We start from the raw sequence: 19,608 nt of genomic DNA, 5'->3' as shown, positions 1-19,608 counted from the left end.
ATATAAATATTCTATGTAAAAGGAGTGCCATATGTATCAATTCATTTCTCGTATCATCTTCTTCTTTGTTAAAATATTAAACAAGTTAAAGGTTTCAGACAAACATCATCTTCCTGAAGATGAAGCATTTATCGTGACATGTAACCATGAGAGTATGGTGGAGATTATAATGCTCGCGATGAGTCTATATCCGTTAGAAGTTCATTATATGGCGAAGCAGGAACTATTTAAGACACCGCTATTAAATCGATTTTTTAGATCAGTTAATGCATTTCCTGTGAATAGAGAAAACCCAGGACCATCTACGTTAAAGATACCTGTTAAGCTGATAAAAGAAGGTAAGGTTGTTGGTATCTTCCCGAGTGGACAACGCAATAATGCAGCACCGATGAAAAAAGGAGCGGCGACGATTGCTGTACTATCAAAAAGTAAGATTGTTCCTGCGGCTTATACAGGACCACTTAAATTTCGTGATGTTATATTTAAGAGAAGAAAGTGCTGGATTAAGTTTGGAGCACCCATTGATAGCACTACATATTTATCCCAGTACAATAAAACTGAAGCAATAGAAAAGATTACTCAGCAACTTGAAAACAGCACAAAATCGATTATAGCAACAATGAAATAACACAAAAGCGGAATGATCTATAGATCATTCCGCTTTTGTGTTACGACCTAAGCTTTATAATAATAAGTTTCAACATCATCTGGATAAATAAATTCTAGCTTAATCACCTGTTCGTCATCTGATCTATGCATTCGTTTATAGAATTCATTTCTCGCTTGATTGATATAACGAACCTTCTCACACTCGTTCTGGATTATTTTATATTCTGCATGTTCTTGAGATGTGTCAGGATAAGAAGTTTTAAGCAATATAACTCCCATGATTCACACCTTCTTCCTTTTTGTATCTATAATAAGAACATACCCGTTAAACAAAATAATCAAACAAAAAAAGAAACAAGCTATGCAGTTGTTTCTCCTGTTCTATGGTCGTTATTGAAAAGTTCATCTTCTAATTGTTTTAATGTAAGATATGTGGCTTCATCCAATGATGAAACAGCTGCTTCATCTTCAAAAAGGGATTCAATCGTTGCAATATCAATATCTGTTGCCGTAGAAATCTGATACGCAGTTAATTTACCTTTAAAAAGTTGTGGCAATATTTGCATAAAATCACCCTCATTGTTTATATTAATTCATTATATAATACTTTTGCATATAAATAAAGATGTTTTAGAGTATTCAAATATAATTGGCGTCGTTACTTTATTTATTTAAAGAGATAACATATTAAATTGGTAGCTTGATACCTAAGCATAACTTTCAGAAAATCTATTGTGCTCCTAATGTTTATTGGATATAATTCATTTGTTAGAATTATTAGAAAATTATAACAAAGGGGATGGTGTAATGAATTTAGTTTTAAATGGCCGAAATCTAACGATTGAATCAATTAAGGCTTTAATTGCTGGAAATCAGAATGTTGAAATTTGTGAAGAAGCGTTATCACGCGTTAAACAAAGCAGGAAAATTGTTGATGATATTATTGCCAATGAAGAGACGATCTATGGTATTACTACGGGGTTTGGATTGTTTAGCGATGTTCTTATTGATCAGGATAAATACGAGGATTTACAGCTAAATTTAATACGGTCACATGCATGTGGGGTAGGGGAACCGTTTAATGACGACGTAGCGCTCGTGATGATGATCTTAAGATTAAATACGATGTTAAAAGGGCATTCCGGAGTAAGCACTGAACTTGTCGAACAGCTTGTCTTTTTCATCAATCAACGTATTATCCCAGTTATACCAGCACAAGGTTCTTTAGGAGCTTCGGGAGACTTAGCCCCCTTATCACATTTAGCATTAGCATTAGTCGGTGAAGGAGAAGTAATCTATAAAGGGGTAAGACAAGAAAGTAGTAAAGTCTTACAATCATTGAATCGTGCACCGCATACATTACGAGCGAAAGAAGGTCTTGCACTGATTAATGGGACACAGGCGATGACGAGCCAAGGCGTGATTAGTTATATTGAAGCGGAACAATTAGCGTATGATGCTGAATGGATTGCTGCTCTCACGCACCAAGCATTGAATGGCATTGTCGATGCATATAATGAACACGTGCATATCGTTAGAAATTCAGAAGAACAGTTAGGTGTTGCAAATAGAATGCTAGACTGGCTGGAAGGCTCATCATTAACAACGCGTCAAGGCGAATTAAGAGTCCAGGATGCCTATTCGTTAAGGTGTATCCCTCAAATCCATGGTGCGAGTTTTCAAGTACTGAACTATGCTAAAGAAAAGCTGGAATGTGAAATGAATGCTGCGAATGATAATCCGCTCATCTTTGATAAAGGTGATGAAACGCTTGTTATTTCAGGAGGGAACTTCCACGGTCAGCCCGTTGCATTTGCACTAGATTTCTTGAAAATAGGTGTAAGTGAGCTCTCAAATGTATCAGAACGTCGTATAGAAAGGCTTGTTAATCCACAGTTAAATGGCGATCTTCCTGCATTTTTAAGTCCACAGCCAGGTCTGCAGAGTGGTGCGATGATTATGCAATATGCTGCTGCAAGTTTAGTTTCTGAAAATAAGACATTGGCGCATCCTGCAAGTGTAGATTCTATTCCTTCATCTGCCAATCAGGAGGATCATGTGTCAATGGGTACGATTGCTTCACGCCATGGGTATCAGATTGTAGAGAATGTCAGGAATGTACTTGCCATAGAATGTGTGATTGCACTGCAGGCAGTAGAATTAAAAGGTGTAGACAAGCTATCACCGAAAACGAAGAAGAAATACGAAGAATATCGAGAGTTTGTACCATCGATAACAGAAGATAGACAGTTCCATAAAGATATCAAAGTCGTGTCCGATTACTTGAAACAATCAGCATATAAAAAATAGTTCAAGAGTACCTTGAACTATTTTTTATATAATTAGACTTTATTTATTTAAATATGTTTCGTAATATTTACGGCCTTTTTCATAATCAAGACGATTTTCCCATCTTGCAATGACAAGTGTTGATAAAGAGTTGCCGACTACGTTAACAACTGTACGCATCATATCTAAGATACGGTCAATACCAATGATAAGTGCTAGGCCCTCAGGGTGAATATTCATTGCTGTTAAAGTCGTAATCAAAACGACGATTGATGTACCTGGTACAGCAGCCATACCTTTAGATGTCAGCATCAATGTTAATAATAATACAAGTTGCTCAGTCACCGATAAATGAACACCGTACATTTGAGCGATTGTAAGTGCTGCAATAGATTGATACAATGCTGAACCATCAAGGTTGAATGTATAACCTGTCGGTATAACAAAAGATACGATTTCTTTCGGTGCACCAAATTTCTCCATCTTGTCCATGATGGTAGGTAATACAGTCTCTGAACTTGACGTTGAGAATGCAAGCAGTAACTCGTCCTTTAATATGCGCAATAGGTGGAAGATATTGATCTTACACATTGCTGCAACAGCACCGAGCACGACAATAATGAAGAATACCATTGATCCTGCAACAACAAGTGCTAACTTCCCAAGTGGAATCAATGCACCTAACCCTAAATTGATGATTGTTACTGCCATAAATGCAAATACACCAATTGGTGCATATTTCATGATTTGATTCGTCATCCAGAAGATAACATCTAAGAAGCCGTCAAAGAAAGCGCGTACTGGATCACCTTTTTTACCAATTGCAGCTAACCCAAGACCGAAGAATACCGAGAAGAAGATAACCGGTAATAATTGACCTTGTGCCATAGAATCAATAATATTCGTCGGAATAATATTAACGATTGTATCAATCATATGATTACCATATGTGGACTCTGCAGCAGCTTCTGCATTTGTCGTATACTTTGTTACATCACCTTTAGGTAATAGATCTTTGTTGATACCGGCACCTGGTTTAAAGACATTTGCAAATATAATTCCGAGACCAATGGCTAATGTCGTAATAATTTCAAAGTACAGTAACGTCTTCCAGCCGTAACGGCCAACAGTTTTCATATCGCCTGTACCAGCAATAGAAATTACGAGTGAACAGAATACAATCGGTACAACAATCATTTTAATAAGATGTAAGAAGACATCACCTAGTGGCTGAAAGTAGTTAACGTATTCTTTCTGACCATTAAGTAGGGCGCCGACGACAACGCCTAATATTAATGCAAGTAATATTTGCATCGGTAAACTTATAAACTTTTTCTTTTTTGTTTTTTTAATTTCTGTAACTGAACTCATATCATACCTCTTTTCTTTCGTACTCATGTATTTTATTTGTTATTGATAAGTCTGTCAATTTAATTATTTACAAATTGTCAGAAAAATTAAGTAGTCATTATGTTTTAATAATGATGTAATTGCGTGCTCTGTGAATTTTAAGGATATTCGCTGAAAGTAGAGTACATATACATTTGACAATGTTTTTGAAAAAACCTGTAAACGATATCATAAATTATATTATTTGTTTAATATAATTTATCTTAGATTAAATGCTATAAAAAACTATTCCGGCTACCGAAATAGTTTTATACGTAAATTATTATATTACTATATTATTATTTAAATAAATATTTTCAATTGAAACTTCAACATTACCTTTTAGAGCACGTGTAATCATACAAGTTTCTTCGGATTTATTAACATATCTTACTATTCTTTGCTCATCCATTTGTGCTGTGCTGATCAAATAGACATTGTAAGTAATGCTTTCATATGTTAATACTTGTTTTTCACTATTGATCGTCGCGCTAGCATGCACATAATCTATTTCAACCGGAATATTATTACGTTCAAACATAGAACTTAATGTTATTGTAAAGCATGTAACTGCAGATGATAAAAGCATCTCATCTGGATTGGTACCGATATCAGGTCCATTCATTTCTTTCGGTATTGATATTTCAGTCTTAAGATTTCTGTTTTCTATCGTACCCACACCGTGATAGCCGCCGTTAAATTTAGCAGTACAGTTAAATGTATGTTTCATTTTATATTCTCCTTATCTATCCATATAAAACAAAAAACGAACACTTCAGAAACAATGATTCTGAAGTGTTCGGAATAATAGAAAGACGAAAGTCTTTCAAAGCACTTATTAACGTGAGTAGTACTCAACGATTAATTGTTCGTTAATTTCAGCAGATAATTCGCTACGTTCTGGAACGCGTACAAATGTACCTTCTAATTTTTCAGCGTCGAATGTTAAGTATTCAGGAACGTGGTTTGATAACTCAACTGATTCAGCGATGATGTTTAATTTTTGTGATTTTTCACGAACTGAAATTACTTGACCAGGTTTTAATTGGTATGATGGGATGTCTACGCGAGCGCCATCTACCATGATGTGACCGTGGTTAACTAATTGACGTGCTTGACGACGTGTACGTGCTAAACCTAATTGGTATACTACTGCATCTAAACGAGATGCTAAAAGTGCCATGAAGTTAGCACCGTGGATACCTTTCATTTTACCAGCACGATCAAAGATTGTGCGGAATTGACGTTCGTTGATTCCGTACATATAACGTAATTTTTGTTTCTCTTGTAATTGTAAACCATACTCAGATAATTTTTTACGTTGGTTAGGACCGTGTTGTCCTGGTGCGTAAGGGCGTCTTTCTAATTCTTTACCAGTGCCGCTTAAAGAAATTCCTAAACGACGAGATTTTTTCCAAGTTGAACCTGTAAAACGAGCCATAATGTGACTCCTCCTCTGTTTTTGTTTTTTATGTAAAAAACAAAAATATGATAAATGCCTAATACGATATAGTATCATTCCGTGCCTTCGCCTTATAGCTTCAGTTACACAACACGCCAACATAGGGGATACTATAGCGCGTATTAATATTTATCTGCTATCTTCGTTTATTCACATAGATTTCATTATAGTGACTTTAGTGTAAGAAGTCAATATTAATATAAATGTTTTTCGAGAATCTTTACGAATTGTTCGATACCTGCTTGATCTTCTTCTGTAAATCTAGATTTAATCGGCGCATCGATATCGAGCACACCGAATATTTCTCCATCTTTAATAATAGGTACGACAATTTCTGATTGAGAATTTGCATCACATGCAATATGACCAGGGAACTGATGTACGTCAGAGACAACCATCGTTTTGCGCTCGCTGACTGCACTCCCGCATACACCTTTTCCAACCGGAATTTGAACACATGCCGGTAATCCCTGGAAAGGTCCTAACTGTAATTGGCCATCTTTCATCAAATAGAACCCAACCCAGTTTACTTCCTGTAGAAATGTATTAAGAAGTGCACTTGCATTGGCAAGATTGCTGATATTATCCTGTTCATCAGTGAGTAATCCGTCCAGCATTTGTGCGAGCATCGTATAATCTTTAATCGGTGTTTGATCGAACATAGTATTCCCTCCGTAGTTATCAATTTTTATGAATAAAAATAGTTTAACTGATTTGATAAAGAATTAACAAGAAATTGTTTTTGAAAAGTACATTTTACGTTATAATGATGAGTAGTACTTTGGAGGGAATGAATTTACATAATGATATATATCATAGTTGGAATCATTGTAGTGATATTGATTGCTGTCGGTGTGCTGTTTTATATGAGAAATCAAAGACGCACACATATCGAAAGCATTGAAGCAAGAAAGAATGAAGTGAAACATTTACCGTTTCAAGATGAACTTGTAAAAGTAAAATCATTAAACTTAAAAGGTCAGGCTGCGCTGCACTTCGAGAAGTGGAAGAAAGAGTGGCAGACTGTATTAAATGAAGATATTAAGACTTGTGAGCTTATTATAAATGATGCGGATGAAGCGCTTGATAAATTTAAATTTAAAGAAAGTGAAACTAAGGTTCAAGAAGCGGACCACTTGCTTGATCATATAGAGAAAAAGTATGGACAGTCTGTAGAAGAGATTAAAGCGTTTATGAATAAGACTGAAGATGATAAGCGCAAGTATGATGCATGTAAGGTTATCTATAGAGAGTCAAAGCGCGACGTTCTTGCTAACCGTCATCAGTATGGTGAATCGGCTGAGCCGCTTGAAGCACAGATCGAAACGTACGAACCTCAAATTAATGTATATCAGACGCTCATTGATGAGGGGAATTATGACGATGCACATACGCATATTAATAGTTTACATGAAGAAATGTCGCTACTGAAAGAAGATATGGAAGAAATTCCAGAACTTATTCGTGATGTACAAAAAGAATTACCTGCACAATTTCAGGATATTAAGTTCGGATGCAGAGACCTTAAGATTGAAGGTTATAACATTGAACATGTTAAAGTAGACAGTACGCTTCAGACGTTAAAAGGGAAGCTGAACCTAGTTGAGCCCTTGATTGCAAGACTGGAACTTGACAAAGCAGAAGAGATTATCGATGAAATTAATGATGCTATCGATGAAATGGTTGAACTCGTTGAACTTGAAGTGAAAGCGAAGAACAATGTAGAATTAACAAAAGAAGAGATAACAGATCATCTGTTTCACGCAAAAGATACGAACTATATAATTCGTACAGAGATAGAATATGTTAAAGATACCTATTATATTGATGAAGAAGCGGTGCAGAATGTGCGTAGCTACGACAATGAGATTCAAAGTTTGATAACAGTGTATGATGAAATATTGATGGAAACTGCGAAATCAAGCATTCGTTATACAGAGGTTGAGGACAATCTAAAATATATTGAATCCCATGTTAAGGTGATCAATGAAAAACAAGAGAAGATACAGAACTACTTGATGAATTTACGTGAAGATGAGCAGGAAGCGCAGCATAATGTATTGCATATTCAATGTAAGAAAGAAGAAGTGTACAGAAAACTGCTTGCTTCAAATCTGTCAAGTGTACCTGAACGCTTTATTATTATGAAAAATGAAATTGATGTTGAGATGCGTGAAGTGCATCAACTTTTTAATAAGCGTCCAATGAATGTAACGCAAGTAAGAGATAAAGTGAATAAAGTACTGACAACCATGAATACATTTGAGTCAGAAGCGATGGAAGTACTGGAGCATGCGCTTTATGCAGAAAAACTGATACAATATGGAAACCGTTATCGCAAAGATTCTTCAGAGGTTAATAAAGAGTTAATTGAAGCAGAACGCCTGTTTAGTAACAATAGATATAAACGCGCAGTAGAAGTTGCTGAGGCGGCGATTGAACGTGTAGAACCAGGAGTGACTGAGCGTATCGAGCAAAATATTCTTCATACAAAGCGCAGATAGAGTATAATGAAACGAATGATAAACCCGAGCCAACTTCAATGTGAAGTTTGCCGGGTTTTGCTTATTGAGGTGAAAGAATGATCTATTTAGATAATTGTGCAACAACAAAGCCGGATCCAGAAGTGTTAAAGACATTTCATACGGTAAATGAAAAGTATTATTTTAATCCATCAAGTCCACATCATAAAGGGCTTGAAACAAATAAATTATTAGAACAGGCGAGAAGTCAGATAAGAGATATATTGAAGCTTAAGAATCAATCTATTATTTTTACGAGTGGTGCCACTGAATCGAACAACCTACTTATTACAGGTATGGCAAGAAGTAAGAAACCGTTCGGACAGACGATTATTACTTCGCATCTAGAGCATCCTTCAGTACTAGAAACAGTACGTGCGCTAGAAAGTGAGGGATTCACAGTTAAGTATGTAGAGTTTAAGGACGGGCGATTAGATTTAGAACACTTTAAATCTCTATTAAACAGTGATGTGACTTTAGTCTGTTTAATGCATGTGAATAATGTCATGGGTGCAATATTACCGATCACATCTATCAAAGAAGTATTAAAGAATTATCCGAAAGTGCATTTTCATGTTGATTGTGTACAATCTTTTGGGAAGCTCGAACTTCCAGTTGATGCGATGGATAGCTTTGTACTTAGTGGTCATAAGTTCAATGGTCTGAAAGGTCAGGGTTTACTGGTCTTCAATCAACTGAAGACCATCACACATACTGTATTTGGCGGGGGTCAGGAGTATGGATTTAGAAGCGGAACGGTGAATGTTGCGAATGATGTTGCTTTAAGTCGCGCAGTACGTATTGCCGAAAGTGAGAGGACAGAATTATACTCACGCACGCAGCATTTTAAAGAACAGCTAGAACATGCAGTGCAGCAACTTCCGGGATTATATGTGAATTCACTTGAAGAGGGTGTGCCGCATATAGTAAATATCGGTTTCCCTGGCGTAAAAGGGGAGGTCATCGTGAATGCCTTTTCGAAAGAAGATATCTGCGTTTCGACGACGAGTGCCTGTTCGTCAAAGCGAGCAAAGTTCAATGAAGCACTGAATGCGCTCCATGTACCTGAAACTGTCATAGCGGGTAGTGTCAGAGTATCATTTGATAAATATACAACACAAAGTGATATCAATCGATTCATCACAGTACTACAACAAATCTATCGTGAAATGAAGGAGTTAATCAAAGATGCAGTATGATCATATATTAGTCAGATATGGAGAATTAACATTAAAATCGGGTAATCGTAATACATTTGTAAATCAGCTTAAATCCAATATTAAATACGCGCTAATTCCGCTAACAGGTTATAAAGTAAATGCCAATAGAGACAGAATGTACGTAGAAGTCACTGAAGATGCTGATGTAGAAGAGATTATGAAACGAATTAGCAAAGTATTCGGTGTACATTCAGTGAGTCCGGTAGTGAAAGTAGAGAAAGATATCGACCAGATAAAATCGAGTGCAGTGAAGCTTGCGCGTGATATTGACGCACCGGGTGTTACATTTAAGGTAGATGCGAAACGTTCGGATAAAGGATTCCCTTATGATACATTCGCCTTACAGCAAGAGCTCGGGGGAGAAATCTTATCGAATATCGAACATTTAACGGTAGACGTTAAAAAACCAGGTTATAAATTGCTCGTGGAAATTAGAAGTGATGCAGCATATCTATATTCTCGCGTGATTAAAGGCGCTGGAGGCCTACCGGTTGGAACGGGAGGAAAGACGCTCTTGATGCTATCAGGTGGTATTGATTCACCTGTCGCTGGAATTGAAGTGATGAAGCGCGGGGTTACGATTGAAGCGATTCATTTCCATTCACCACCCTTTACAAGTGAAGAAGCGAAACAGAAGGTCATTGATCTCACAAGGATTATGGCAGAAACTACTGGAGAGATTAAACTGCATCTTGTTCCGTTTACAGACATCCAGAAGATGATTCATAAGAAAATGCCTGAAAACTTAACGATGACGTCGACACGTCGAATGATGCTTAAGATTGCAGATAAATTTGCTCGTCAAATTGATGCTAAAGCACTTGTCAACGGAGAAAATTTAGGACAAGTTGCGAGTCAGACACTTGGAAGCATGTATGCGATAAATGCAGTTACAAATTTACCAATATTACGTCCGTTACTAACATTGGACAAAGATGAGATTATTATTAAAGCAAAGGAAATCGGAACATTTGAAACGTCGATTCAACCGTTTGAGGACTGCTGCACAATCTTCACACCGAAAAATCCAAAGACCAATCCTAGACTTGATAAGGTTGAGAGCTTCGAAGCGGGCACTGATTTTGATGCGATGATTGAAGAGGCAATCGCGAATATTGAGACATTAACAATTTCTAAGCATACAGATACGAAACAAGAATTCGACGAGCTGTTATAGGAGGCGTTCTTATGCTTGATAAAAATGTCGTTATAGCGCATCGTGGAGCGAGTGGTTATGCGCCTGAACATACTTTTGCATCGTACGATAAAAGTCATTACGATATGCATGCAGACTATATTGAGCTCGATGTTCATATGACATTAGATGGAGAAATCATTGTCATGCATGATGAATCAATCGAACGCACTGCACTGACGCCAGGGATTATTAAAGAGATGACCCTTCAAGAAATTAAACAGCTGACAATTGGGAAATGGTTCAATGAAAAGTTCCCTGAATTAAAGGCAGACTATTATGCTGAACAGATTGTACCGACACTGAAAGACATATTTGAACGTTATAAAGATGCAAATTATTATATAGAAACGAAATCCCCGGACATCTATCCGGGGATGGAATCAATATTAATCGATACGCTAGATGCATACGGCCTGATCAGTGACACGCGCCTAAAGAATCGTCAGACGGTTATACAGTCATTTAGTTTAGAAAGTTTAATCAAAGTGAATCAGCTCGTTCCCGATATGCCGCTCTTACTGCTCGCTAAAAAAGGTGTGCTGCGTGAAATGCCGGATGAAGATTTAAAGCAGATTCATGCATTCGTATATGCTGTCGGACCGAGTATCGCCGATCTGGATGAAACATTAATCAGCAGAATGCATGACCTTGGATATTTAGTCTTTCCATATACGCTCAATAAAGAAGCGGATATGGAACGCTTAATCAATGCAGGTATTGACGGAGCATTTACAAATTTCCCTGATCTGCTTCGTAAGCAGTTTAGAATAGATAACGGAGAAATATTTGAATAACTAATTATAGGACACCACAAAGTGTATCATAGCAACTTATAAGGAGGGCAACATGGATTTAAATATATTACTCATTTTAATATTTTTCGGATTCTTAGCGGCATTTATAGATTCAGTTGTTGGTGGTGGCGGACTCATCAGTATTCCCGCTCTACTTGCAACTGGTATGCCGCCATCCATCGCGCTTGGAACGAATAAGCTTGCTTCTTCTTTCGGATCATTTACATCAACGTTATCATTTTTACGTTCGAAGAAAGTCGATTTAAATATTGTTGGTAAATTATTTCCGTTATCATTTTTCGGTTCGATTCTCGGTGCATTTATTGCCACGAAGATGCCGCCTGAATATCTGAAGCCTATTGCGATCATCTGTCTGAGTCTGGTACTTGTGTATACGCTATTTAAGAAAGACTGGGGAAGCATTTCGACCTATAAGAAGTTAGATAAGAAAAAGTCGGCATTATTTATTTTTGCGATTACATTTATCGGCTTTTACGATGGGTTCTTAGGGGGAGGGACAGGAAGTTTCCTGCTATTCACCTTACTTATCATCGGTTTTGATTTCTTAAGAGCAGCAGGTAATGCAAAATTTCTTAACTTTGCAAGCAACTTAGGAGCTCTGCTCTTATTCATGGCACTCGGACAAGTAAATTATATGTATGGGCTGAGTATGGGAGCGGCAATGATAGCGGGAAGTTACACTGGTAGCCAATTTGCGATTAAGCATGGTGTATCATATGTGCGTATACTCTTTATCGTAGTGACGGTGCTGTTGATTGGAAAAAATATTGTGGACTACGTTCAGAATTATTTTATGAAATAGTCTGAACGATCAAATGATTTTAAATATGTGAAATGACCTGAAAAAGAACTGCACCGTAGTTATACGGTGCAGTTCTTTATATCTTATAGAAATGTGCGCTCAACTTTATTCCAGAATGAGTTTTCTTTCACTTTGACAGTTTTAATGATCTGTTTACTTAATGTAATATCGATTGTATCTGTATTCTGTATGGATAATGCCTCGTTATCTAGTCCCATTATCGGATAATAGTCTTCTAATTTATCTAGTATTAAAGAAAGCTTACGACCTTCATTTAAAATAATCGCATTACCAATAGTTCTGTAGTTGTTGTTGTTGAAAGATGCGATTTCAGTCATCTGGAAGCAACGTGTAAGCGGATCGATAATGGCGCCATCCAGTGATTTGCTATATCCAGTTGATCCGGTTGGTGTAGAAATCAGCATACCATCGCCGCGGAATGTCTCGAATTTCTGATCATCGATTAATACGTCCAGAGACATCGATTTAATAATTGAAGATTTAATATAGAAATCATTTAAACATAAGTAGCGCATCTCGTTATTAATATTTACATCTAACAAAGGATATTTGCGTACTTCGATGGAATCATCCTCGCTATTTAAAGCTTTATTTAGCAGTTCTGGATTATCAATATGGAAATCAGTATAGAAGTGTTTCTTATTATCTGTCGCAATGCCAACATATATTGCATCTTGACGAAATTTTGTTTTACGTACTGCTTGGAGAAACTCCCCGTCACCACCGATAGAAGCGATGATATTTGCAGTTTGGTGATTATCAGTTACTTCAAAGTCATAATGTTGAATTAACGTTTCAATTTGTGCCTTAGAGTTTAATCCAGCAGGTTCTCTGTTTGTGAAAAAGTAAATTTTATTTCTTTTTTCCATTTTCTTACCCCTCCTTATTGTTCACTGATAGATATTTTTGATACTATATATTATAAGGTCTAACTATTATATTTGAAAGGAAGATACGATGAGTAAAAGAGTGATAGCAATATTATTGGCTTTAGGATTATTTATTGTTGGGTCTACATTAAGCTTCTTCACAAACGTGTTATCTACAGATTTCGCTTCAAGCATGAAGGCACTAGACGAAGAAGGACTTACTTCATCTACTGTTGATGGCAGCGACACGACAAATCAAATTGCACGTATTGAAATAGACGGAACAATTATGGACACGGGGACGCCTTCGCCCTTCTCGGGTGAAAGTTACAATCACCAGCTGATACTGGATTCATTAGATGAGGTGAAAGACAACGGTAATATTAAAGCATTGATGTTAGTTGTGAATTCGCCGGGTGGTGGTGTTTATGAGAGTGCAGAAATTCACGATAAGATTGAAGCGGTCAAAAAAGCAGGTAAAAAAGTTTTTGTAACGATGAAAAATACGGCGGCTTCTGGAGGTTATTATATTTCAGCACCAGCTGATAAAATTTATGCTTCTAAAGAAACGTTGACGGGATCATTAGGCGTAATCATGCAATCTATGAATTATAAAGAGCTTGCGGATAAGTACGGGGTTAAATTCAACACAATTAAGAGTGGACCCCATAAAGACATTATGAGCCCTACAAAAGAGATGGATGAAACAGAACGTGCAATCTTGCAAAAGTTTGTCGATGAAAGCTATGAAGGTTTTGTAAATGTGATTAGTAATGGAAGACATATGGATAAAGCTCAAGTGAAAAAGATTGCTGACGGTAGAATCTATTCGGGTCAACAAGCGCAAAAATTGGATCTTGTAGATGAGATAGGCACTGAGGCAGATGCGATGAATGCACTGAAGAAAGAAATTAAAGCAAAAAACGCTGAAGTCATTGAATTTTCAGTGACAGATGACTTCTTTAATTCTAAATTCTTTGCAGCAGATTCTTTTGTAGGTCACTTAATGGGCAAGAACGATGTAGCTGCAATAAAAGAATTATTGAGTAAACGTCAAGGCATTCAACCAATGTACTTGTATGGGGAGTAGGTGGATGTAATGTATGAAGAAAAATATGATCAACATATTGAAAGTGACTTAGCTGTTCCAATGAATTCGCACAATGTGAATGATAAACTTACACAGCAGTTAATTCATGCGACAGAAGCTGGATTTGGTATTCGGTTTGTAGCATTTATCATTGATTTAATCGTTATTGGTTCGATTAAAAACATTGCATTAAATCCATTTGATGCATCATACGGTTTAAGTGATATGTATATTATGACACCGCTCTTTTCGGTCTATAATGTACTTAGTGCATTAATCTACTTTGGCTATTTTATTTTACTTACGTATTTCTTTAATGCAACACTTGGTAAGATGATCTTAAAATTAAAAGTAGTTCATGAAGATGGCCGCAAACTTTCTATAGGAACGGTTATTACCCGAGAATTCTTTGGACGATATATTTCTAACTTCTTCGCTTATTTACTTTATCTCGTTATACTATTTAATCCAAATAAGCGTGGTATACATGATCTGTTAAGTGATACACTCGTTGTTAAGGAAGAGAGTGCGTTATTAAGAGAAAAGCTTGTGAAGCAAGAAATCAGAATTTAATCAGTCAAATTAATTCGTTTTCTCTTATAAACATGTTAAATTAATAGTGTAAAACAATTTAGGAGGTATCATAATGGCACAAGTTACATTTAAGAACAATCCAATGAAATTATCAGGCGAGCCTGTCACAGTTGGGACGGCAGCTCCGGATTTTTCCGTATTAGCAAATGATTTAACGGTAAGAACATTAGCCGATTACGAAGGTAAGAAGAAATTAATCAGCGTTGTTCCATCTATTGATACAGGTGTATGTAGTACACAAACACGTAAATTTAATGAAGAAGCAGCAGGTATTGATAATGCTGTTGTTCTAACTATCTCTGCTGATTTACCATTTGCTCAGGCAAAATGGTGTGCAGCAGAAGGATTAGAGAACGTGATTACTTTAAGTGATCATAAAGACCTATCATTTGGTACGAACTATGGTGTCGTAATGGAAGACCTACGTTTACTTGCACGTTCGGTATTTGTTCTCAGCGATACAAACGAAGTAGTCTATACTGAAGTTGTTCCAGAAGGTACAGATCATCCCGATTATGATAAAGCGATTGAAGCATTAAAATCAATTTAATTACACGTATTAACTACTGCCCTTAATTTGGGGCAGTTTTTATTTGAAAGGATCATATATGATAGAAGAATTATTTAAAGTTATTGATAGTAAGGCGAAAGCACTCCAAAAAGAAAATGGACATAGTTTTATTGAGAATTTAGGATTAAGTCTTGAAGATATTTATATCAACCAAAGAGATCTACTTGAAAGAAGTACGAGTATTGATCGCAGAAAGGCATTCCAGTTCAGTTATTTAAGCTTATTGAAAGAAGAGATGATACAGCCGAATCACCAGATGACACCAGATAGTATTGGATATATGACTGCGTATGTAATGAATTTGTTTGTTCAAGATGAACAGCTTAAGATATTAGATCTTACGAGTGGTACAGGACATCTCTCGGCTACAATACATGAACAGAATCCAGGCAAGACTTTTGACCATGTACTTGTAGAAGTCGATCCTGTATTATCAAGACTCAGCATCCATTTAGCAAACTTTTTAGAGATACCCTTTGATGTCTTTCCTCAAGATGCAATTATGCCATTACCAGAAGGCGATTTCGATGTTGTTACTGGTGATTTTCCGGTAGGCTACTATCCAAATGATGTAAGAAGTCACGAAATGAAACTCGGATTTAAAGAAGGACATAGTTTTAGTCATCATTTATTAATTGAACAAGCGATAAATAGCCTAAAGCCAGGAGGTCTCGCATTTTTAATTGTTCCGACCCAACTCTTTGAAGGTGACAATGTGGAACAGTTACAAAAATTTGTTGCTACAGAAACAATAATGCAAGCCTTTTTGAATTTCCCTTCAAGTTTGTTCAAGACTGAAGCACGTCGAAAAAGCTTACTCGTATTAGAGCGAAAAAATGGTTCAAAATCCAAAGCAGTTGAAGTTTTACTTGCAAATATTCCCGATTTCAAAGATGAGAGAAATATGAAGACATTTATCGATGAATTAGAAGTGTGGCATTCAGAAAATCGTAACAAATAATTCTGTATTATTCTTGATAATAATCTGTAATAATGATTAAATATAAGTATTCAATTACTTAGGAGGAAGACCATGAAAAAAATTATGGCAATTAATGCAGGTAGTTCATCTTTAAAATTTCAGTTATTTGAAATGCCTGAAGAGAAAGTATTGACTAAAGGATTAGTAGAAAGAATTGGATTACCGAATTCAATCTTTACAATTTCAGTCAATGGTGAGAAGATTACTCAAACTTTAGATATTAAAAATCATGAGCAAGCGGTTGATATGATGCTTGATGAAATGAAAAAACACGGTATCATCCAAGATATTAATGATTTAGATGGTACAGGTCACCGTGTCGTACAAGGTGGAGACATCTTTGAAACAAGCGCGCTTGTAACAGATGAAGTAGAAAAGCAAATTGAAGAATTATGTGAGTTAGCACCATTACATAACCCTGCAAACTTAATGGGTATCCGTGCATTCCGTAAGATGCTACCAAATATTCCGCACGTAGCAATCTTTGATACTTCATTCCATACAACAATGCCTGAAGAAGCATTTCTTTACAGCTTACCTTACAAATATTATCAAGATTATGGTATTCGTAAATATGGTGCACACGGTACGAGCCATAAATTCGTAGCAGAACGTGCTGCAGAATTATTAGATCGTCCTATTGAACAATTACGTATTATTACTTGCCATATCGGTAATGGGGCTTCAATCGCTGCAGTAGAAGGTGGTAAATCTGTAGATACATCTATGGGGTTCACACCACTTGCTGGTGTTACGATGGGAACACGTTCAGGTAACCTTGATCCTGCAATCATTCCGTTCCTGATGGAGAAGACAGGTAAGACAGCTCAGGAAGTTATTAATGTATTAAATAAAGAATCTGGATTATTAGGAATTTCAGGGATTTCTAGTGACTTACGTGACATTGAACAAAAAGCTGAAGAAGGTGACGAACGTGCCATCTTAGCACTAGATGTATTTGCAAGTCGTATCCATAAATACATCGGGTCATATGCAACACGTATGAAAGGTCTGGATGCAATCGTGTTCACTGCAGGTGTTGGTGAAAACTCTGACGTCGTGCGTGCACGTGTATTAGAAGGATTAGAATTCATGGGCGTTTACTGGGATCCAAAATTAAATGCGGGTCTTCGTGGAAAAGAAGCATTTATCAACTATCCACATTCACCAGTTAAAGTTATGGTAATACCAACTGATGAAGAAGTTATGATCGCACGTGATACGATGACTTTCGGTAACTTAAAATAATATGAAAAAAAGGTCGGAACTATTGTTCTGACCTTTTTCCTTTTCAATAATAAATTACCTTATCGAGTATGATATGAACTCCCGGGTTTCTCTACTGTTTATGTTCTTCTAGCAGTTCTTTCGTAGCAACTTCTGGCTGGAAGTTATGTGGCATTGTTTCAGTTCTGACAACTAATACGTCACATTCTGCATGACGTACGATGGCCTCTGATACTGATCCGATGATGAAACGTTCAACCGCATTAAGCCCAGTTGAACCACACATGATTAAGTCTGCACCTAATTTTTGTGCGATTTTCTTAGGAATAATCGTCTTAGGTGAACCGTATTCAATTAAAGTATCCACGTTTGATACACCACGACTTTGTGCTACTCTTTTGTAGCCATCAAGCAATGACTCTGCAAACTGTGTTGCGCGTTCTGAAATAGAGCGGTCATACGCTTCGACGCTTGCATAGCTTCTTGTATCGATAACATTGATGATTGAGAGTGTTGCATTATTACGCTTAGCAACTTCGACTGCCTTATTGAAGGCCCATTCCGCTTCACTTGATCCATCGACTGCGATTAAGATATTTTTATACACTAACATAAAAATCCCTCCATTTACGATCTTTATTACACTTTTATTATATCACTAATGTTTAGAATGTAATAATAGAATTGTAAACATTTTATATATTCTGAATACTCTTACTAAATTAAATGATTGCGTTTTCATTTGTAAATGTTACTATATTCTTGTAAGGATAAATTAAGGGGAGTGTATGACATGTTAATAGGTATTCCAAAAGAAATTAAAAACAACGAGAATCGTGTCGCATTGACACCTGGTGGGGTTCATGCATTAGTTGATAACGGACATGAGGTTATCGTCGAAAAAGGTGCAGGACTTGGTTCTTACTTCACAGATGAGGATTACATCGAAGTAGGCGGACGCATTGGTTCAGTTGAAGAAGCATGGAATGTAGATATGGTAATGAAGGTTAAAGAACCTTTAGCGCCTGAATTTAAATATTTTAAAGAAGGCTTAATTTTATTCACATATTTACATTTAGCTCCAGAACCAGCATTAACGAAAGCTTTATTAGATAATAAAGTGGTAGGGATAGCGTATGAAACAGTTCAGTTACCGACAGGTGGGCTACCATTATTATCTCCGATGAGTGAGGTTGCAGGTCGTATGGCAACACAAATCGGTGCACAGTTCTTACAGAAGATTCATGGTGGTAAAGGAATCTTATTAGCAGGTGTACCCGGCGTTCAAAAAGGTCGTGTAACAATTATCGGTGGAGGACAAGCTGGAACAAACGCTGCGAAAATGGCAGTCGGTCTAGGTGCTGAAGTTACAATCTTAGACTTAAGCCCAGTACGTTTACAGCAGTTAGATGATTTATTCGGAAATCAAGTTCAGACTTTAATGTCTACACCATTAAACATTGCTGACAGTGTACGTGAAAGTGATCTTGTGATTGGCGCAGTATTAATTCCAGGTGCGAAAGCTCCAAAACTTGTAACTGAAGAAATGATCAAGTCAATGAGCCCAGGTTCAGTAGTCATTGATATTGCAATTGACCAAGGTGGTATTTTCGAAACTTCAGACCGTATCACAACGCATGATGAACCAACATTCGTGAAACATGATGTTGTGCATTATTCAGTTGCGAATATGCCAGGTGCTGTACCACGCACATCAACGATGGCATTATCAAATGCAACGATTCCTTATGCAATCCAGATTGCAAATAAAGGGTATAAGCAAGCAGCTTTAGATAACGAAGCAATCCTAAAAGGTTTCAATACGCTTGATGGACATGTTACTTTTGAGGCTGTAGCACAGGACCAAGGCTTAGAATACTTTGATGCAAAATCATTGTTGAATAATTAATGAAAGAATAAAATCGAGGCCCGCATATTGATGGGGGCC

Annotated in this window: 21 protein-coding genes; 13 read left to right on the top strand and 8 right to left on the bottom strand. The window is 36.7% G+C overall.

What is annotated here, in order from left to right:
• Positions 1 to 31: 31 nt before the first annotated feature.
• Complete coding sequence (locus tag QNJ52_RS04800; RefSeq protein ID WP_219492684.1) at positions 32 to 628, top strand: lysophospholipid acyltransferase family protein; 597 nt, start codon at positions 32 to 34, stop codon at positions 626 to 628.
• A gap of 47 nt (positions 629 to 675) precedes the next feature.
• On the opposite strand, the gene QNJ52_RS04795 is transcribed toward QNJ52_RS04800, so the two are convergent.
• A complete protein-coding gene (locus tag QNJ52_RS04795) occupies positions 676 to 888 on the bottom strand; it encodes a hypothetical protein (RefSeq protein ID WP_219492682.1) in 213 nt (70 codons plus the stop codon).
• Between the two features lie 80 nt (positions 889 to 968).
• Entirely contained in the window at positions 969 to 1,175 is a 207-nt protein-coding gene (locus tag QNJ52_RS04790) for a hypothetical protein (RefSeq protein ID WP_041636081.1), read from the bottom strand.
• A 241-nt stretch (positions 1,176 to 1,416) separates the two neighbouring features.
• Here QNJ52_RS04790 and hutH point away from each other — a divergent pair, with 241 nt between their 5' ends.
• Positions 1,417 to 2,919, top strand: coding sequence for a histidine ammonia-lyase (gene hutH / locus QNJ52_RS04785; protein ID WP_219492679.1), 1,503 nt, complete (start codon positions 1,417 to 1,419; stop codon positions 2,917 to 2,919).
• A gap of 39 nt (positions 2,920 to 2,958) precedes the next feature.
• Here the strand turns inward: hutH and QNJ52_RS04780 are convergent, their stop codons facing one another.
• The 4 genes from QNJ52_RS04780 to QNJ52_RS04765 form a co-directional block, all read right to left on the bottom strand.
• Entirely contained in the window at positions 2,959 to 4,269 is a 1,311-nt protein-coding gene (locus QNJ52_RS04780; RefSeq protein WP_219492676.1) for a cation:dicarboxylate symporter family transporter, read from the bottom strand.
• 301 nt (positions 4,270 to 4,570) lie between these two features.
• Entirely contained in the window at positions 4,571 to 5,017 is a 447-nt protein-coding gene (locus QNJ52_RS04775; protein ID WP_219492673.1) for an OsmC family protein, read from the bottom strand.
• Positions 5,018 to 5,125: 108 nt separating this feature from the next.
• The gene (gene rpsD, locus QNJ52_RS04770; RefSeq protein ID WP_219492567.1) at positions 5,126 to 5,728 is read right to left on the bottom strand and encodes a 30S ribosomal protein S4; all 603 of its coding nucleotides are present in this window, start codon (positions 5,726 to 5,728) and stop codon (positions 5,126 to 5,128) included.
• Positions 5,729 to 5,943: 215 nt separating this feature from the next.
• Positions 5,944 to 6,411, bottom strand: coding sequence for a GAF domain-containing protein (locus tag QNJ52_RS04765; protein ID WP_219492563.1), 468 nt, complete (start codon positions 6,409 to 6,411; stop codon positions 5,944 to 5,946).
• Positions 6,412 to 6,549: 138 nt separating this feature from the next.
• On the opposite strand from QNJ52_RS04765, the gene ezrA reads away from it, so the two are divergent.
• From ezrA to QNJ52_RS04740, 5 genes are all read left to right on the top strand, one after another.
• Positions 6,550 to 8,253, top strand: a complete 1,704-nt coding sequence (gene ezrA, locus QNJ52_RS04760) for a septation ring formation regulator EzrA (RefSeq protein ID WP_219494844.1) — start codon at positions 6,550 to 6,552, stop codon at positions 8,251 to 8,253.
• Between the two features lie 77 nt (positions 8,254 to 8,330).
• Entirely contained in the window at positions 8,331 to 9,470 is a 1,140-nt protein-coding gene (locus QNJ52_RS04755; protein ID WP_219492559.1) for a cysteine desulfurase family protein, read from the top strand.
• Complete coding sequence (thiI, locus tag QNJ52_RS04750) at positions 9,460 to 10,668, top strand: tRNA uracil 4-sulfurtransferase ThiI (RefSeq protein ID WP_283721993.1); 1,209 nt, start codon at positions 9,460 to 9,462, stop codon at positions 10,666 to 10,668. The genes QNJ52_RS04755 and thiI overlap by 11 nt, the downstream gene beginning before the upstream one ends.
• A gap of 11 nt (positions 10,669 to 10,679) precedes the next feature.
• Positions 10,680 to 11,483 carry a glycerophosphodiester phosphodiesterase gene (locus tag QNJ52_RS04745; RefSeq protein WP_219492554.1) on the top strand — a complete coding sequence of 268 codons (804 nt, stop codon included), beginning with the start codon at positions 10,680 to 10,682 and terminating at the stop codon, positions 11,481 to 11,483.
• 52 nt (positions 11,484 to 11,535) lie between these two features.
• Entirely contained in the window at positions 11,536 to 12,306 is a 771-nt protein-coding gene (locus tag QNJ52_RS04740; protein WP_219492551.1) for a sulfite exporter TauE/SafE family protein, read from the top strand.
• A gap of 83 nt (positions 12,307 to 12,389) precedes the next feature.
• On the opposite strand, the gene QNJ52_RS04735 is transcribed toward QNJ52_RS04740, so the two are convergent.
• Positions 12,390 to 13,196 carry an NAD kinase gene (locus QNJ52_RS04735; RefSeq protein WP_219492549.1) on the bottom strand — a complete coding sequence of 269 codons (807 nt, stop codon included), beginning with the start codon at positions 13,194 to 13,196 and terminating at the stop codon, positions 12,390 to 12,392.
• An 88-nt stretch (positions 13,197 to 13,284) separates the two neighbouring features.
• Between QNJ52_RS04735 and sppA the strand changes: the two genes are divergently transcribed.
• From sppA to QNJ52_RS04710, 5 genes are all read left to right on the top strand, one after another.
• Complete coding sequence (gene sppA, locus QNJ52_RS04730; protein ID WP_219492547.1) at positions 13,285 to 14,286, top strand: signal peptide peptidase SppA; 1,002 nt, start codon at positions 13,285 to 13,287, stop codon at positions 14,284 to 14,286.
• 9 nt (positions 14,287 to 14,295) lie between these two features.
• On the top strand, positions 14,296 to 14,859 hold the full coding sequence (locus tag QNJ52_RS04725; protein ID WP_219492544.1) for an RDD family protein: 564 nt from the start codon (positions 14,296 to 14,298) through the stop codon (positions 14,857 to 14,859).
• Positions 14,860 to 14,932: 73 nt separating this feature from the next.
• Positions 14,933 to 15,430 (top strand): thiol peroxidase, encoded by a 498-nt coding sequence (tpx, locus tag QNJ52_RS04720; RefSeq protein WP_099482814.1) that lies wholly within the window; start codon positions 14,933 to 14,935, stop codon positions 15,428 to 15,430.
• 58 nt (positions 15,431 to 15,488) lie between these two features.
• The gene (locus QNJ52_RS04715; protein ID WP_219492542.1) at positions 15,489 to 16,412 is read left to right on the top strand and encodes a class I SAM-dependent methyltransferase; all 924 of its coding nucleotides are present in this window, start codon (positions 15,489 to 15,491) and stop codon (positions 16,410 to 16,412) included.
• Positions 16,413 to 16,484: 72 nt separating this feature from the next.
• Entirely contained in the window at positions 16,485 to 17,681 is a 1,197-nt protein-coding gene (locus tag QNJ52_RS04710) for an acetate kinase (RefSeq protein ID WP_219492539.1), read from the top strand.
• Positions 17,682 to 17,772: 91 nt separating this feature from the next.
• Here the strand turns inward: QNJ52_RS04710 and QNJ52_RS04705 are convergent, their stop codons facing one another.
• Positions 17,773 to 18,273 carry a universal stress protein gene (locus tag QNJ52_RS04705; RefSeq protein WP_012657282.1) on the bottom strand — a complete coding sequence of 167 codons (501 nt, stop codon included), beginning with the start codon at positions 18,271 to 18,273 and terminating at the stop codon, positions 17,773 to 17,775.
• Between the two features lie 180 nt (positions 18,274 to 18,453).
• Between QNJ52_RS04705 and ald the strand changes: the two genes are divergently transcribed.
• Positions 18,454 to 19,569, top strand: a complete 1,116-nt coding sequence (gene ald / locus QNJ52_RS04700; protein ID WP_219492536.1) for an alanine dehydrogenase — start codon at positions 18,454 to 18,456, stop codon at positions 19,567 to 19,569.
• Positions 19,570 to 19,608 lie beyond the last annotated feature (39 nt).

Origin of the sequence: Macrococcus sp. S115, assembly GCF_030067655.1 — a bacterium.
Taxonomy (GTDB): Bacteria; Bacillota; Bacilli; order Staphylococcales; family Staphylococcaceae; genus Macrococcoides; species Macrococcoides psychrotolerans.
The sequence above is the reverse complement of the archived record's forward strand: the minus strand, read 5'-3'. Positions and strand labels throughout refer to the sequence as shown.

What these genes read in the sequence shown, in the direction of transcription:
- ald (WP_219492536.1), top strand. Translation starts at nt 18,454, where the DNA reads ATGTTAATAGGTATTCCAAAAGAAATTAAAAACAACGAGAATCGTGTC.
- QNJ52_RS04790 (WP_041636081.1), bottom strand. Translation starts at nt 1,175, where the DNA reads ATGCAAATATTGCCACAACTTTTTAAAGGTAAATTAACTGCGTATCAG.
- rpsD (WP_219492567.1), bottom strand. Translation starts at nt 5,728, where the DNA reads ATGGCTCGTTTTACAGGTTCAACTTGGAAAAAATCTCGTCGTTTAGGA.
- tpx (WP_099482814.1), top strand. Translation starts at nt 14,933, where the DNA reads ATGGCACAAGTTACATTTAAGAACAATCCAATGAAATTATCAGGCGAG.
- thiI (WP_283721993.1), top strand. Translation starts at nt 9,460, where the DNA reads ATGCAGTATGATCATATATTAGTCAGATATGGAGAATTAACATTAAAA.
- QNJ52_RS04740 (WP_219492551.1), top strand. Translation starts at nt 11,536, where the DNA reads ATGGATTTAAATATATTACTCATTTTAATATTTTTCGGATTCTTAGCG.
- QNJ52_RS04735 (WP_219492549.1), bottom strand. Translation starts at nt 13,196, where the DNA reads ATGGAAAAAAGAAATAAAATTTACTTTTTCACAAACAGAGAACCTGCT.
- QNJ52_RS04780 (WP_219492676.1), bottom strand. Translation starts at nt 4,269, where the DNA reads ATGAGTTCAGTTACAGAAATTAAAAAAACAAAAAAGAAAAAGTTTATA.
- QNJ52_RS04800 (WP_219492684.1), top strand. Translation starts at nt 32, where the DNA reads ATGTATCAATTCATTTCTCGTATCATCTTCTTCTTTGTTAAAATATTA.
- QNJ52_RS04795 (WP_219492682.1), bottom strand. Translation starts at nt 888, where the DNA reads ATGGGAGTTATATTGCTTAAAACTTCTTATCCTGACACATCTCAAGAA.
- QNJ52_RS04775 (WP_219492673.1), bottom strand. Translation starts at nt 5,017, where the DNA reads ATGAAACATACATTTAACTGTACTGCTAAATTTAACGGCGGCTATCAC.
- QNJ52_RS04745 (WP_219492554.1), top strand. Translation starts at nt 10,680, where the DNA reads ATGCTTGATAAAAATGTCGTTATAGCGCATCGTGGAGCGAGTGGTTAT.
- QNJ52_RS04710 (WP_219492539.1), top strand. Translation starts at nt 16,485, where the DNA reads ATGAAAAAAATTATGGCAATTAATGCAGGTAGTTCATCTTTAAAATTT.
- QNJ52_RS04725 (WP_219492544.1), top strand. Translation starts at nt 14,296, where the DNA reads ATGTATGAAGAAAAATATGATCAACATATTGAAAGTGACTTAGCTGTT.
- QNJ52_RS04705 (WP_012657282.1), bottom strand. Translation starts at nt 18,273, where the DNA reads ATGTTAGTGTATAAAAATATCTTAATCGCAGTCGATGGATCAAGTGAA.
- QNJ52_RS04755 (WP_219492559.1), top strand. Translation starts at nt 8,331, where the DNA reads ATGATCTATTTAGATAATTGTGCAACAACAAAGCCGGATCCAGAAGTG.
- QNJ52_RS04765 (WP_219492563.1), bottom strand. Translation starts at nt 6,411, where the DNA reads ATGTTCGATCAAACACCGATTAAAGATTATACGATGCTCGCACAAATG.
- sppA (WP_219492547.1), top strand. Translation starts at nt 13,285, where the DNA reads ATGAGTAAAAGAGTGATAGCAATATTATTGGCTTTAGGATTATTTATT.
- QNJ52_RS04715 (WP_219492542.1), top strand. Translation starts at nt 15,489, where the DNA reads ATGATAGAAGAATTATTTAAAGTTATTGATAGTAAGGCGAAAGCACTC.
- hutH (WP_219492679.1), top strand. Translation starts at nt 1,417, where the DNA reads ATGAATTTAGTTTTAAATGGCCGAAATCTAACGATTGAATCAATTAAG.